This window comes from Pseudomonas migulae NBRC 103157 (genome assembly GCF_002091715.1).
Lineage (GTDB): Bacteria > Pseudomonadota > Gammaproteobacteria > Pseudomonadales > Pseudomonadaceae > Aquipseudomonas > Aquipseudomonas migulae_A.
This window is the reverse complement of the sequence record NZ_BDAG01000007.1, coordinates 74750-88969: the sequence shown is the minus strand read 5'-3', so window position 1 is coordinate 88969 and position 14220 is coordinate 74750. Positions and strand designations below refer to the sequence as shown.

Genomic DNA, 14220 nt, shown 5'->3' with positions numbered 1-14220 from the left:
CTTGAAACAAAAGCTAGTAATGCGGCGGTGGCGCCTCTTCTTCAAAGGTTTCGAACTGACCGGCCATTTCCTCCTGCCGCTTGAGCAGGGCTGCCATTTGCAGTTGCAGGCGTTCCACCGCACGCTGTTGCGTCGCCAGCACATCGCTCAATGCCTGGATGGTGTCATCCTGAAACGCCAGCTGGCTCTCCAGATCGGTAACGCGCTCTTCCAGGCTCATGATTCAACCCTCCAGAAACGTGAAATCATCGGTCAACACCAGACGCAACCGCTCGCGAATGACCGCGATCTGCTCCGCCGTGTACGGTTTGGCCGGGTGTTTACCCCATACCGGCGCGGGCCAGGCAGCATCCTCGCGCTTGCGCACAATCACATGCATGTGCAACTGACTGACAACGTTACCCAGGGCCGCGACATTCAACTTGTCCGCGTCGAACGAGTCCTTGAGCATTTCGGCCAGCGCAGTCGTTTCCTGCCACAGCTGCCGCTGATCGGCGACATCCAACTGAAATATCTCGCTGATATCATCGCGACGCGGCACCAGGATGAACCACGGGTAGTTCGAATCATTGGACAACAGCAGCCGGCTGAGCGGGAAATCCCCGATCGGTAACGTGTCTTGTTGAAGTCGTGGATCTAAAGCGAACACAGCGCGCACTCCCGGTAGCTCATCATTTTCAGCTTAGCGCCCATTCTGAGAGACGGCGCACCAAGCGACAGGACGGCAGCATACCTGCGAACGTCGCCGGCTTCACGACGTACGACTGTCGAAGCGCAGCCATCACCCACAAGACCGCTCCGACATGAGACATTTTTTGCGTGAGCGCACCATTACAGAACCGCCAGCCACGCAAAAAACACTGAAGTGACCAACAAACCAAGGCCTGTTCACGCTCTACGACAGGCAACACTGTATGAATTCAGTACAGCGATTAAGATTTTTTGCACCAAAACCGCACAGTGCGTCTACGCTCAGTGCGTCGGGCATCCGCCAAGTACTCACTGAGGGGGTGAACCGGTAACGTTTTTGGTTGTCGCGCAGTCGGCCAGGGAGGTGCAACACGATGCAAACCATGGCGTCAAGTCCCATCAAAAGGTGCTTGTAACCCCCGGTTTTATGAGGTTTTTACGGTAACAGGCAGGCGTTCAGAAAAAAAAACAGCGAATTTCTGATTTGTGCACGCTTGTTGCATTCACACTCACATCGCCTTCAAAGCGTCCGCTGGAAGTGGAAGCCTTCAAGGCAATAAAAACAGTGGCAGGATTGCCCGATGGAGATTCACACGTTTCACCAAGGACTCTTTTTACCGATGCTCAACCCCCGGAAAACAGCGTTGAAGTTGTCATTCCTATTGCATTGGGGCTGTAAATTTGCGACATCTACCAAGCCGTTTGCGACAGGGTCGTAAAGAAGCTGAAAGGTTAGATGCGCAAGTATCGCCAACATGGTCGGCGTGATATAAGTTTGCGCCGACACAAAAAGAAAGAGCCGCCCAGATAATAAAACAGGTGGGACGGCAGTACTCTTCTAAAACCAAAGGAGCAAATCACGATGCGCGTGATGAAGTGGAGCATGATCGCACTGGCAGTTGCAGCAGCAGCCAGTACTCAAGTGGCTATGGCCGCACCTTTCGTAAGTGACCAGGCTGAAGCCAAAGGTTTTGTTGAAGACAGCTCGCTGAACTTGCTGGTTCGCAACTACTACTTCAACCGTGACAACAAAGACGGCGGCCGCGACGTCAAAGACTGGACCCAAGGTCTTTGGGGTACCTACAACTCCGGTTACACCCAAGGTACTGTAGGCGTTGGTGTTGATGCATTCGGTTACCTGGCCATCAAACTGGATGGCGGCGATGGCACTTCCGGTTCGGGCAACATGAGCCGTAGCGACACTGTCAACGCCAACGGTGGCCGCGACGTCAACGACAGCCAGGGTAAAGCCGGCGCTGCCGTTAAATTCCGCGTCTCCAAAACCGAGCTGAAAGTCGGCGACATGTCCCCAAGCACTGCTCCAGTGTTTGCAGTTGGCGGTTCCCGTATCCTTCCGCAAGTTGCCAGCGGTTTCCAACTGCAAAGCAGCGAAGTCAAAGACCTTGACCTCGAAGCCGGTCACTTCTACTCGGGTTCCAGCCAGGACAAAAACGCCCGTGACGGCGGCCTGTACGCAACCTACGCTGGCGTTGAAGCCAACACCATCGACTATTTCGGTGGCAAGTACGGCATTACCGATAACCTTTCCGCATCGCTGTATGGCGCCAAGCTGGAAGACATCTGGAACCAGTACTACGCCAACGTGAACCTCACCACTCCGTTTGGTGGTGACACGTCGCTGAACACTGACTTCAACATCTACCGCACCACCGATACCGGTGACGCGAAAGCTGGTGACATCAGCAACACCGCGTTCTCGCTGGCAACTGCTCTGTCGTTCCTGAAAGCGCACACCATTACCCTGGCCTTCCAAAAGGTTAATGGCGATACCCCGTTCGACTACATCGGTATCGGCAAGAACAACCGCGGCGGCGACTCGATCTTCCTCGCCAACTCCATCCAGTACTCTGACTTCAACGCCCCTGGCGAGAAGTCTGCCCAGGTTCGTTACGACCTGAAAATGGCTGAGTACGGCGTTCCAGGTCTGAGCTTCATGACCCGTTACGTGAAAGGTTGGGACATCGACGGCACCAACACTCCGGCTGGCAGCCCTTACGCCGGCCTGTACGGTAACAATGGCAAGCACAACGAAACCAACTTCGAAGCCAAGTACGTTGTTCAGTCTGGCCCGGCAAAAGATCTGTCCGTTCGCTTCCGTCAAGCTTGGCACTTTGCTAACGCCGACGAAGGTGAAGGCGACGTGAAAGAGTTCCGTGTAATCGTCGACTACCCACTGTCGATCTTGTAATCGCATTCAGTTAGTTTGCGGTAACAAAATAAAAGGCCCATCTTCGGATGGGCCTTTTTTTGTTGCCTGTTTGTCACTTACTGCACGGCAGATTCCTGAACCACACGAATCACCCGCTGTGGAAACGGGATATCGATACCGGCCGTTTTCAAACGGTCACGGGACTGCTCGTTAAACATGAACATCACGTCCCAGTAATCCGCTGTCTTCACCCATACGCGCAGGGAAACAGTGATCGAACTGTCACCGAGGGTAGAAATGACTGCCTGTGGAGCCGGTTCAGCCAGGATGCGTTCATCCTTGGCCAGATCCAGTAACACTTCACGGGCCTTCTGCAAGTCCGCTTCGTAATCCACACCTACATCAAACACAACCTTGCGGGTTGGCTGGCGGTTAGTGTTGGTGATGATGCCGTTCGACAAATTGCCGTTAGGCACGATGATGGTTTTGTTATCGCCCGTACGCAGCACGGTATGGAAGATCTGAATACTGTCGACCGTACCAGCGACCCCTTGGGCTTCGATCCAGTCACCGATACGGAAAGGACGGAACAACAGAATCAGCACGCCACCGGCGAAGTTCGCCAGGCTGCCCTGCAACGCCAGACCGATGGCCAATCCCGCCGCACCGATCGCCGCGACGAAGGAAGTCGTTTCCACGCCGATCATCGAGGCCACGCTGACGATCAGCAAAACCTTGAGAATAATATTCGCCAGGCTGCTGATAAACCCCTGCAGCGCCAGGTCGGCGTTTCGCAGCGCGAGCAAACCGCCCAGTTTCTGCGTCACTTTGTTGATCAGCCACCAGCCGATGGCCAGGGTGATGATCGCCAGCAGTACGCGGCTGCCGTATTCCATGATCATCGGAATCCAGGCTTGGGACGCCTTGACCAGGTTGTCCACTTCAGCGTTCAAGTCCATCTACGTTCTCCTGATTTCCCGGCTACCCGGCACGCGAAAAAAATTATGCGGCAGAAAAAAACCACCGGATTGAGCACAATCGAAGTGGGAGCGGCGGTGCGACGATCCGACTTGCTCGCGAAGTGGGCGTATCAGTCGATATCACTTTTGAATGACACACCGCTTTCGCGAGCAAGTCGAATCGTCGCACCGCCGCTCCCACAGGTTCCCGCCTGAACAATCAGTCGCGGAAGTTGTTGAACTGCAGCGGCATGTCGAACGTCTTGGCGCGCAGGGCCGCAATGGCTTCCTGCAAATCGTCACGCTTCTTGCCGGTGATGCGCACTTGCTCGCCCTGAATGGCCGCTTGAACCTTGAGCTTGGCGTCCTTGACGTGAGCGACGATTTTCTTCGCCAGCTCTTTGTCGATGCCTTCCTTGAGGACGGCTTCCTGCTTCATCAGCTTGCCCGACGCATAGGCATCCTTGACTTCAAGGCACTGCACGTCGATTTTGCGCTTGACCAGCGCCAGCTTGAGGATCTCAATCATCGCTTCGAGCTGGAAATCGGCTTCAGCGGTCAGGTTGACGGTCAGGTCCTTTTCCTTGAACTCGAAGCTGCCTTTGCCTTTCAGGTCATAACGACGATCGAGTTCCTTGACGGCGTTCTCGACCGCGTTGGTGACTTCGTGTTTGTCCAGTTCGGATACCACGTCGAACGACGGCATGTAATCTCTCCAATAAAGGGCGCGCTCGATCAAGATGGAGCACGCCTGGCTTGCGGTTAAAATCCGCGCTGATTATAACGGGTCTTTCCCATCATTCACTGCGAGCCTCCGATGCGCGCCTCAAACAGAGCAAAAAGCTGATGTCCACCACCTGGCATGTTCTGGGCGCCGGCAGCCTCGGCACCTTATGGGCCACGCGTCTGGCGCGGGCCGGGGTGCCGGTCAGGCTGATTATTCGTGATGCGGCGCGATTACAGGCTTATCAGGCGGCGGGCGGGCTGACGCTGGTGGAGCATGGCGAAGCAACAACCTGGGACATACCGGGCGAGACTGCCGACAGCGACGAGCCGATCAATCGCCTGCTGGTGGCCTGCAAAGCCTACGACGCCGAGCAGGCCGTGGCCCGACTGGCGCCGCGTCTGGTGCCCGATGCCGAATTGATTTTGCTCCAGAACGGCCTCGGCAGTCAGGACGCCGTCGCCGCGCAGATTCCGCAGGCGCGCTGCATTTATGCGTCGAGCACCGAAGGCGCGTTTCGCGATGGCGACTGGCGCGTCGTGTTCGCCGGCCACGGCTACACCTGGCTGGGTGATGCCGGGCATCCGGTGGCGCCGATCTGGCTGGACGACGTCAGTGCCGCCGGCATTCCCCACGAGTGGAGCACCGACATTCTCACCAGGCTGTGGCGCAAACTCGCGCTCAACTGTGCGATCAATCCGCTGACGGTGCTGCACGATTGCCGTAACGGCGGCTTGCAGAACCACCACTGCGAAGTCGCCACCCTCTGCGGTGAACTGACCGAAGTGCTTGAACGCTGCGGCCAGCCGGCAGCGGCCGAGCACCTCCAGCAGGAAGTCGAGCGGGTGATTCACGCGACCGCGGCCAATTTCTCCTCTATGTACCAGGACGTCGCCAATCGACGCCGAACCGAAATCAGCTACCTGCTGGGCTACGTCTGCAAAGTTGCCTCGCGCCATCAGCTGAACCTTCCGCACCTCAACCAGTTGCAACAGCGGTTGATCACCCATCTGCACAGCCTTGGATTGCCCAGCGACTGAGCAGCGGCTACGCTGGCCACTTGTTCCTTTTCTGCGATAAAACTGATGCCATTGCGCCAGCGCCTCGAAAACCTTCCGGTCGGCCAGAAACTGCTGGCCGCCCTGCTGGTGCTGTTGACCACCGTTTTGCTGGTCGCCAACCTGACCTTCATCAGCGCCGCGTACTACATTTCCCAGGAAAGCATGGCGCCCCAGGCCTTGCAGACCATCGGCCGGCTGGTGTCCAACCCGAGCCTGGTGTCCGAGGCGTTGCAGTCGCCGCAAAGTGCCGAACGGCTGCTCAATGAGCTCAACAGTTACTCGCCATTGCGCGCAGCGGCGCTGTATGACGGCAAGGGTGAACGACTGGCGCAGCTACAAAGTGGCGATCACTTGAACCTGCCGGAGCACTTCCGCCATCTCGAATCCTGGCAAGCCACTGAATTTCGCAGCAATCAGGTGATCACCCTGCCCCGCCCCGGCACTGCGCCTGGCCACTTGTTACTGGTCGCCAGCAGCGAGTTGCCAATGGCTTTCTACACCGGGACGTTGACCGCCAGCCTCGGTATCCTGATCTTCAGTGTGTTGTTGTGGCTGGTGATCGCCCGCCAGATCAAACGCCTGATTACCCGGCCGATTCATCAGTTGGAGGAGCTGTCCCGGCAAGTGACCCGGGAAGAGAACTACGCCCTGCGCGCTTCCCGCGGCAACCACGACGAAATCGGCAGCCTGGCCGAGGCCTTCAATACCATGCTCTCGCGAATCGAGGCGCGGGAGCAGCAACTCAAACGTGCGCGTGACGATTCCCAGGCGGCTTACGATCAGGCCCAGGGGCTGGCCGAGGAAACCCGTCACACCAACCGCAAACTGGAGCTTGAAGTCCAGGTGCGCAGCAAGATCGAAAAGAAACTTACCGGGTTCCAGAACTACCTCAACAGCATCATCGACTCCATGCCATCAGCGCTGATCGCCCTGGATGAGCAGCTTTACGTGACGCAATGGAATCAGGAGGCCAGCGCCCTCTCCGGCACGCGGCTGGACGAAGCGCTGAACCAGCCGATCTTCCTCGCCTTCGAACCGCTCAAGCCGTTTCTGCCGCAGCTCAAGCAGACTGTCGAGCAACACACCGTGGCGAAAATCGAGCGCGTAACCTGGTTCAAGGATGACGAACCCAAACATTACGCCCTGACTTTTTATCCGCTGATGGGCGGCGCCGGGCGCGGGGTGGTGATCCGGATCGATGACATCACCCAGCGCCTGTCCCTGGAAGAAATGATGGTGCAGTCGGAAAAAATGCTCTCGGTCGGTGGCCTCGCCGCCGGCATGGCCCACGAGATCAACAACCCGCTGGGCGCGATCCTGCATAACGTGCAGAACATTCGCCGACGCCTGTCCCCCGATCTGCCGAAGAACCTCGAGCAAGCCGAGCAAATCGGCATTGAACTGGACACGGTCAACGAGTACCTGAAAGCACGTGAAGTGCCGCAACTGCTCGACGGCATTCAGCAGGCCGGCACCCGGGCGGCGAAGATCGTGACTCACATGCTCAGTTTCAGCCGCCGCAGCACCCGGCAAATGGCCCCGTGCGATCTGCCGGCGCTGATCGATCAGGCCGTGGAAATCGCCGGCAACGATTTCGACCTGGCGATCGGCTTCGACTTCAAGGGCCAGGCGATCATTCGCCAGTTCGATCCGGCGCTGGGCCCGGTGCCCGGCACCGCCAACGAACTCGAACAAGTGCTGCTCAACCTGCTGAAAAACGCCGCGCAAGCCATTCACCAGCGTGAAGATGACCGTGAGCCCGGGCGGATCATCCTGCGTACCAAGCTGAATCCGCCGTGGGCGGAAATCCAGGTCGAGGACAACGGCATCGGCATGAGCGAGAGTGTGCGCAAACGCACCTTCGAGCCGTTCTTCACCACCAAGGAAATTGGCCAGGGCACCGGGCTTGGGCTGTCGGTCTCGTATTTCATCATCACCAACAACCACAAGGGGCAGATGGAAGTGCAATCGACGCCGGGCCAGGGCACGTGTTTCACCTTGCGTCTGCCGTTGGCGAGCACCCCGCTCGTCTCTCAAGAACTCAATCAGCTATCGAGGTAACCATGGGCTTTCGCTTGTCGAAGATTTACACCCGCACCGGCGACAAAGGCGAAACGGGACTGGGCGACGGCCGCCGCGTGCCCAAGGACCATCCCCGGATCGAAGCCATTGGTGAAGTCGATACGTTGAACAGTCAGGTCGGCGTGCTGTTGGCCGGGTTGGCAGCGGAAAGTGGCCAATTTCCGGGGTTGAACGAAGTGATCGAGGTGTTGGCGCCTTGTCAGCATCGGTTGTTCGATCTGGGCGGAGAGCTGGCGATGCCGGTGTATCAGGCGCTGAACGCGGCAGAAATTGAACGCCTGGAAACGGCGATTGATGTGTGGAATGAAGAGCTGGGACCGCTGGAGAATTTCATTCTGCCAGGAGGTTCCGCGCTGATTGCCCAGGCTCATGTGTGTAGAAGTCTGGCACGCAGTGCCGAACGGCGGTGTCAGCAGTTGAATGCGATTGAACCGTTGGCCGGGGTTGGATTGGCGTATATCAATCGGCTGTCGGATGTGTTGTTTGTGGTGGCGCGGTTGATTGCCAAGCGCCAGGGGATTGCGGAGATTTTGTGGCAGCCGGCGGTGAAGCCAGGGGTTTAGTCGGCGCCTGTCAGGTCGCCATCGCGAGCAAGCCCGCGCCTACAGATGGTTCGCGTAAACCTGTAGGAGCCGGCTTGCTGGCGAAGAGGCCGGCAGCTACACCGAAGAATCAGGCCAGAACGCCCGAATCCCCGCCACACCTTGGGCGCCTGCCGCCCAGGCTTTATCAACCTGTGCTGGTCCGACACCACCCAGCAAAAACACCGGTTTGCTGAAGCCTTCAATCAGGGTCGAAGCCTGTTCCCAACCCAACGGCAGAGCTCCCGGGTGCGTCAAGGTCGGCTGCACCGGTGACAAGGTCACAAAGTCCACGCCCATCTGCTCGGCCAGCGCCAGCTCTTCAGCGTTATGACACGACGCCGCCAACCAGCGCGACGCCGACAGCGGACGGCCGGCAGCCGCGTATTTGCGTAGTTGTGCCGAGGTGATGTGCCAACCGGCCGACGGGAAATCGCCCAGCCACTCGAACGGCCCCTTGATCATCAACTGCGCCTTGCCGGCACACAGCCCCGCCGCGTCCACCGCCAGATCGCGGTATTTAGGGTCGTAGCCGTTGGGTGCCCGCAGCTGGATCAGCTTGATGCCACCGGCGATGGCTTTCTGAATACCACGTAGCAGGGCCGGGGTTTCCAGGTCATCGGGGGTAATCAAATACTGCGCAGGCAACCGTGCGGCGGCCACGATCGGCTGGTTGGCGGCCGGGAAATCGTAATTCAACAGATCTCGGGGCGCGACCCACTCCAAAGGCTGGCCTTCGGCGCCGTGGGGTTCGCCGGTGAAGGCCGAAACCTCCCAAACGTCCAGCAACACCTGTTTGTCCGGGTAGTCGTGTTGAACCTTGATAAGCGGTCGCGCGACATCGACGACGATGCCCAATTCTTCGTGAAGCTCACGGCCAAGCGCCGTGGTCACGGACTCGTCGGCCTCGACCTTGCCACCGGGGAACTCCCACAAACCGCCCTGATGCTGATTGTCGGCACGGCGTGCAATGAGGATCTTGCCGCTGTTATCGCGTATGACGGCAGCCGCTACATGTACTCGTTTCACTGCCCTATCTCCTCCAGACCTGCTTTTTGCCACGCCTTGAAGGCGGGCCATTGGTAGATCGTTTCGACGTAGGCTTCATCCGCCGCCGGCAATTTCACCTGATAGGTGCGCAGGCGTACGGCAATGGGTGCGAAGAAGGCATCTGCCAGGGTCGCGCCGCCAAACAGGAACGGACCGCTTTCGGTCGCGGCTGCGCGGCACTCGGCCCACAAGGCCAGCATCCGCTCGATGTCTGCCTGAACGTCTGCCGGCACCGGCGACAGCGGTGCGTCGCGGCTCAGGTCGAACGGCATGTTGCCACGCATGGCGAAGAACCCGGCGTGCATCTGCGCGCACGCCGAACGTGCCTGTGCGCGGGCGGCGACATCTTTGGGCCAGAGGCCGGCGTCAGGGAATTGTTCGGCCAGGTACTCGGCAATCGCCAGGGAATCGGCGATGGTGCCGTGTGCGGTTTTCAGCAGCGGGACTTTACCGGTCGGCGAATGCTTGAGCACACGTTCACGGGTGTCCGGCTGGTTCAGCTTGATCAGCTCTTCGGTGTACGGCGCGCCGGCCAGATCGAGGGCCAGTGCGCCGCGCAGGGACCAGGAAGAAAGCAGTTTGTCGCCGATGATCAGGTGGAGGCTCATGTTCGGGCGCCTTTTGGTAAGTGGAACAGGCCAGAAGCTTTAGTGTCTGGTCGTCCGCCATCGCGAGCAAGCCCGCTCCCACATTTGATCGTATTTCTACGGGAAGAACTCAGTCAAATGTGGGAGCGGGCTTGCTCGCGAAGGGGACAACTCGGTCTAGCGAGTGATCAAGTACGGTACTCGGCGTTGATCTTCACGTATTCGTGGGACAGGTCGGTGGTCCAGATGGTTTCGCTGCAATCGCCGCGACCCAGTTCGATACGGATGGTGATCTCTTCCTGCTGCATCACCGCTGCGCCCTGGGCTTCGGTGTAGGTCGATGCGCGGGCGCCACGGCTGGCGATGCACACGTCGCCGAGGAACACATCGATCTTGCTCACGTCCAGGTTTGGCACGCCGGCACGGCCGACGGCGGCGAGGATGCGGCCCCAGTTCGGGTCGGACGCGAACAATGCAGTCTTGATCAACGGCGAGTGCGCCACGGTGTAACCGACGTCCAGGCATTCCTGATGATTGCCGCCACCGTTGACCTCAACGGTGACGAATTTGGTCGCGCCTTCGCCGTCGCGAACGATGGCCTGGGCCACGTCCATGCACACCTCGAACACGGCCTGTTTCAGTTTGGCGAACAACTCACCGCTCGCACTGGTGATTTCCGGCAGCGCAGCCTGACCGGTAGCGATCAGCATGCAGCAGTCGTTGGTCGAGGTGTCACCGTCGATGGTGATGCGGTTGAACGACTTGTTGGCGCCGTCCAGCAACAGGTTCTGCAATACATCGCGGGAGACTTTGGCGTCGGTGGCGATATAGCCGAGCATGGTGGCCATGTTCGGACGGATCATGCCCGCGCCTTTGCTGATACCCGTGACGGTGATGGTCACGCCGTCATGCTGGAACTGGCGACTGGCCCCCTTCGGCAGCGTGTCGGTGGTCATGATGCCGGTGGCGGCAGCTTCCCAATTGTTCACCGACAGGTCGTCCAGGGCGGCTTGCAACGCACCTTCAATCTTCTCGACCGGCAGCGGCTCGCCGATCACGCCAGTGGAGTACGGCAGCACCAGGCTGGCATCGACGCCGGTCAATTCAGCCAGTTTCGCGCAGGTGCGCTCGGCGGCGGCCAGGCCGGGTTCGCCGGTGCCGGCGTTGGCGTTGCCGGTGTTGGTCAGCAGGTAACGCACCGGACCTTGCACGCGCTGCTTGGCCAGGATCACCGGAGCTGCGCAAAAAGCGTTCAGGGTAAACACGCCAGCCACCGTGGAACCTTCGGCGCAGCGCATGACCACGACATCCTTGCGCCCAGGGCGCTTGATGCCGGCCGAGGCGATACCGAGTTCAAAACCGGCAACCGGGTGCAACGTTGGCAAAGGACCAAGACCAACAGCCATGAATGCGCTCCTTAATAAATGATGTCAGCACCGCTTTCAGGAAGAACGGTGGTGTAAATGGCAAAACGCCGCGACGGCTGATGCCGGTCGCGGCGCGGGTATTTCAGCGTATGAAACGGGGTTTACTGGATCTGCCCGTGGCAATGCTTGAATTTCTTGCCCGAACCGCAGTAGCACAGTTCGTTACGGCCCAGCTTCTGTTCATTGCGTACCGGTGCGGTGGCGAGGGCTACATCGACCTCTTCACCGAGCAGTTCCGGTTGCTCGAGACCAGGCGCTTCGTCGTGCTGGAACTGCATGCGCGCCGCCAATGCTTCGGCTTCCTGGCGCAGGCGTTGTTCTTCTTCGATCGGGTCTTCGCGGCGAACCTGAACGTGCGACAGCACACGGATCGAGTCGCGCTTGATCGAATCCAGCAGCTCGGAGAACAGCGTGAACGACTCGCGCTTGTACTCTTGCTTCGGGTTCTTCTGGGCGTAGCCACGCAAGTGGATGCCATGACGCAGGTGGTCCATGGTCGACAGGTGGTCTTTCCACAGGTCGTCCAGTACGCGCAGAACGATTTGCTTCTCGAAGGTGCGCAGCGCATCCGCGCCCGCTTGATCTTCTTTCTCGTTGTACGCCGCAATCAGCTCCTGCATCAGCTTCTCGCGCAGGGTTTCTTCGTACAGGTGATCGTCTTCGTCGAGCCATTGCTGGATCGGCAGTGCCACACCGAAGTCGCTCTGCAACGCGGCTTCCAGACCGGCAACGTCCCACTGTTCAGGCAGCGATTGCGGTGGAATGTGTGCGCTGACAGTAGCGTTGAGTACGTCCTGACGGAAGTCGGCGATGGTTTCACCGATGTTGTCGGCGGCCAGCAACGTGTTACGCATGTGATAGATCACTTTACGCTGTTCGTTGTTGACGTCGTCGAACTCGAGCAGTTGCTTGCGGATGTCGAAGTTGCGGCCTTCAACCTTGCGCTGAGCCTTCTCGATGGCGTTGGTCACCATGCGGTGCTCGATCGCTTCACCGGACTGCATGCCCAATGCTTTCATGAAGTTCTTCACCCGGTCGGAGGCGAAGATGCGCATCAGGCTGTCTTCCAGCGACAGGTAGAAACGGCTGGAACCGGCGTCACCCTGACGACCGGCACGACCACGCAACTGGTTGTCGATACGGCGCGATTCGTGACGTTCGGATGCAATCACCTGCAAACCGCCCGACTCGAGCACTTGTTGGTGACGTTTCTGCCAGTCGGCCTTGATCTGGGCAATCTGCTCCGGCGTTGGATCTTCGAGCGACGCGACTTCCACTTCCCAGTTACCGCCCAACAGGATGTCGGTACCACGACCGGCCATGTTGGTGGCGATGGTCAGTGCACCCGGACGACCGGCCTGGGCAATGATCTCGGCTTCTTTTTCGTGGAACTTGGCGTTCAGGACCTTGTGCTCGATACCTTCCTTCTGCAGCAGCGCAGACATGTGCTCGGAAGTTTCGATGGTTGCAGTACCCACCAGCACCGGACGGCCCTGGGTCATGCATTCCTTGATGTCGTTGATGATCGCCGCGTATTTCTCGTCGGCGGTCAGGAACACCAGGTCGTTGTAGTCTTTACGCGCCAAAGGCTTGTTCGGCGGGATGACCATGACCTGCAGGCCATAGATCTGGTGGAATTCGAACGCTTCGGTGTCCGCGGTACCGGTCATGCCGGACAGCTTGTTGTACAGACGGAAGTAGTTCTGGAACGTGGTCGACGCCAGTGTCTGGCTTTCGGCCTGGATGTTCAGGTTTTCCTTGGCTTCGATGGCCTGGTGCAGGCCTTCGGACAAACGGCGACCCGGCATGGTACGACCGGTGTGTTCGTCGACCAGGACGACCTGACCGTCCTGCACGATGTATTCGACGTTGCGATTGAACAGTTTGTGAGCGCGCAGACCGGCATAAACGTGGGTCAGCAGGCCCAGGTTGTGCGCAGAGTACAGGCTCTCGCCTTCAGCCAGCAGGCCGACGCGGGTCAACATGTCCTCGATGAACTGGTGACCGGCTTCGTTGAGCTCGACCTGACGGGTCTTCTCGTCGACGGTGTAATGGCCGGCCTTGGTGACTTCGCCCTCGACTTCTTCGACATGCAATTCAAGCTGAGGGATCAGTTTGTTGATCTCGATGTACAGCTTGGAGCTGTCCTCGGCCTGACCGGAAATGATCAGCGGCGTACGGGCTTCGTCGATGAGGATGGAGTCGACTTCGTCGATCACGGCAAAGTTGAGTTCGCGCTGGAATTTTTCTTCCATGCTGAACGCCATGTTGTCGCGCAGGTAGTCGAAACCGAATTCGTTGTTGGTGCCGTACGTGATGTCGGCGGCGTAAGCGGCGCGTTTCTCTTCCGGCGGCTGGAATGGCGTGACCACACCGACCGTCATGCCGAGGAATTCGTAGAGCGGACGCATCCAGTTGGCGTCACGGCGGGCCAGGTAGTCGTTCACAGTCACAACGTGCACGCCCTTGCCGGACAGCGCGTTGAGGTAAACACCCAGTGTGGCCACCAGGGTCTTGCCTTCACCGGTACGCATTTCCGCGATCATGCCTTCATGCAAGGTCATGCCGCCGATCAGCTGGACATCGAAGTGGCGCATACCCATGACGCGCTTGCCGGCTTCGCGGGCGACCGCAAAGGCTTCTGGCAGCAGCTTGTCGAGGGTTTCCCCTTTGGCGATGCGGGCCTTGAACTCATCTGTCTTGGCACGCAATTGATCGTCCGAAAGGGCCACCATTTGCTCTTCGAAGGCATTGACGAGTTGCACCGTCTTGAGCATGCGTTTGACTTCACGCTCGTTCTTGCTTCCAAAAAGTTTCTTTAACAAAGGCGCAAACATATCGGCAGGATCTTCCACACTAAAGGGATGGAGGGCGGCCCCGTGAGTCGCC

Annotated in this window: 12 protein-coding genes; 4 read left to right on the top strand and 8 right to left on the bottom strand. The window is 58.8% G+C overall.

Annotation, left to right across the window (positions count from 1 at the left end; genetic code table 11):
• Window positions 1-13: 13 nt before the first annotated feature.
• Both PMI01S_RS07725 and PMI01S_RS07720 read right to left on the bottom strand, forming a co-directional pair.
• Entirely contained in the window at window positions 14-220 is a 207-nt protein-coding gene (locus PMI01S_RS07725) for a SlyX family protein (RefSeq protein ID WP_008029236.1), read from the bottom strand.
• A gap of 3 nt (window positions 221-223) precedes the next feature.
• Window positions 224-649 carry an HIT domain-containing protein gene (locus tag PMI01S_RS07720; RefSeq protein ID WP_084318955.1) on the bottom strand — a complete coding sequence of 142 codons (426 nt, stop codon included), beginning with the start codon at window positions 647-649 and terminating at the stop codon, window positions 224-226.
• A gap of 903 nt (window positions 650-1552) precedes the next feature.
• Here PMI01S_RS07720 and PMI01S_RS07715 point away from each other — a divergent pair.
• The gene (locus PMI01S_RS07715) at window positions 1553-2899 is read left to right on the top strand and encodes an OprD family porin (protein ID WP_084318953.1); all 1347 of its coding nucleotides are present in this window, start codon (window positions 1553-1555) and stop codon (window positions 2897-2899) included.
• Window positions 2900-2976: 77 nt separating this feature from the next.
• Here the strand turns inward: PMI01S_RS07715 and PMI01S_RS07710 are convergent, their stop codons facing one another.
• Window positions 2977-3819 carry a mechanosensitive ion channel family protein gene (locus PMI01S_RS07710; RefSeq protein WP_084318951.1) on the bottom strand — a complete coding sequence of 281 codons (843 nt, stop codon included), beginning with the start codon at window positions 3817-3819 and terminating at the stop codon, window positions 2977-2979.
• Window positions 3820-4039: 220 nt separating this feature from the next.
• Window positions 4040-4525 (bottom strand): YajQ family cyclic di-GMP-binding protein, encoded by a 486-nt coding sequence (locus PMI01S_RS07705; RefSeq protein WP_018926510.1) that lies wholly within the window; start codon window positions 4523-4525, stop codon window positions 4040-4042.
• A gap of 140 nt (window positions 4526-4665) precedes the next feature.
• On the opposite strand from PMI01S_RS07705, the gene PMI01S_RS07700 reads away from it, so the two are divergent.
• The 3 genes from PMI01S_RS07700 to PMI01S_RS07690 are packed head-to-tail and all read left to right on the top strand — an operon-like array spanning window position 4666 to window position 8249.
• Window positions 4666-5583 (top strand): putative 2-dehydropantoate 2-reductase, encoded by a 918-nt coding sequence (locus PMI01S_RS07700; protein ID WP_084318949.1) that lies wholly within the window; start codon window positions 4666-4668, stop codon window positions 5581-5583.
• Between the two features lie 45 nt (window positions 5584-5628).
• Window positions 5629-7665 (top strand): sensor histidine kinase, encoded by a 2037-nt coding sequence (locus tag PMI01S_RS07695; RefSeq protein WP_084318947.1) that lies wholly within the window; start codon window positions 5629-5631, stop codon window positions 7663-7665.
• A 2-nt stretch (window positions 7666-7667) separates the two neighbouring features.
• Window positions 7668-8249 (top strand): cob(I)yrinic acid a,c-diamide adenosyltransferase, encoded by a 582-nt coding sequence (locus tag PMI01S_RS07690; RefSeq protein ID WP_084318944.1) that lies wholly within the window; start codon window positions 7668-7670, stop codon window positions 8247-8249.
• A 96-nt stretch (window positions 8250-8345) separates the two neighbouring features.
• Here PMI01S_RS07690 and PMI01S_RS07685 read toward each other — a convergent pair whose 3' ends face one another.
• The 4 genes from PMI01S_RS07685 to secA all read right to left on the bottom strand — a co-directional run bounded on the left by PMI01S_RS07685 (window position 8346) and on the right by secA (window position 14168).
• Complete coding sequence (locus PMI01S_RS07685) at window positions 8346-9296, bottom strand: Nudix family hydrolase (protein ID WP_084318942.1); 951 nt, start codon at window positions 9294-9296, stop codon at window positions 8346-8348.
• Window positions 9293-9925, bottom strand: coding sequence for a glutathione S-transferase family protein (locus PMI01S_RS07680; protein WP_084318940.1), 633 nt, complete (start codon window positions 9923-9925; stop codon window positions 9293-9295). The genes PMI01S_RS07685 and PMI01S_RS07680 overlap by 4 nt, the downstream gene beginning before the upstream one ends.
• Before the next feature lie 167 nt (window positions 9926-10092).
• Window positions 10093-11310, bottom strand: coding sequence for a bifunctional glutamate N-acetyltransferase/amino-acid acetyltransferase ArgJ (gene argJ, locus PMI01S_RS07675; RefSeq protein WP_017340485.1), 1218 nt, complete (start codon window positions 11308-11310; stop codon window positions 10093-10095).
• Window positions 11311-11432: 122 nt separating this feature from the next.
• Window positions 11433-14168, bottom strand: a complete 2736-nt coding sequence (gene secA, locus PMI01S_RS07670) for a preprotein translocase subunit SecA (RefSeq protein ID WP_084318938.1) — start codon at window positions 14166-14168, stop codon at window positions 11433-11435.
• Window positions 14169-14220 lie beyond the last annotated feature (52 nt).

Bases quoted from the DNA above. Each gene is read 5' to 3' on its own strand.
- PMI01S_RS07725 (WP_008029236.1), bottom strand. From the start codon at position 220: ATGAGCCTGGAAGAGCGCGTTACCGATCTGGAGAGCCAGCTGGCGTTT.
- PMI01S_RS07715 (WP_084318953.1), top strand. From the start codon at position 1,553: ATGCGCGTGATGAAGTGGAGCATGATCGCACTGGCAGTTGCAGCAGCA.
- PMI01S_RS07710 (WP_084318951.1), bottom strand. From the start codon at position 3,819: ATGGACTTGAACGCTGAAGTGGACAACCTGGTCAAGGCGTCCCAAGCC.
- PMI01S_RS07705 (WP_018926510.1), bottom strand. From the start codon at position 4,525: ATGCCGTCGTTCGACGTGGTATCCGAACTGGACAAACACGAAGTCACC.
- PMI01S_RS07700 (WP_084318949.1), top strand. From the start codon at position 4,666: ATGTCCACCACCTGGCATGTTCTGGGCGCCGGCAGCCTCGGCACCTTA.
- PMI01S_RS07695 (WP_084318947.1), top strand. From the start codon at position 5,629: ATGCCATTGCGCCAGCGCCTCGAAAACCTTCCGGTCGGCCAGAAACTG.
- PMI01S_RS07690 (WP_084318944.1), top strand. From the start codon at position 7,668: ATGGGCTTTCGCTTGTCGAAGATTTACACCCGCACCGGCGACAAAGGC.
- PMI01S_RS07680 (WP_084318940.1), bottom strand. From the start codon at position 9,925: ATGAGCCTCCACCTGATCATCGGCGACAAACTGCTTTCTTCCTGGTCC.
- argJ (WP_017340485.1), bottom strand. From the start codon at position 11,310: ATGGCTGTTGGTCTTGGTCCTTTGCCAACGTTGCACCCGGTTGCCGGT.
- secA (WP_084318938.1), bottom strand. From the start codon at position 14,168: ATGTTTGCGCCTTTGTTAAAGAAACTTTTTGGAAGCAAGAACGAGCGT.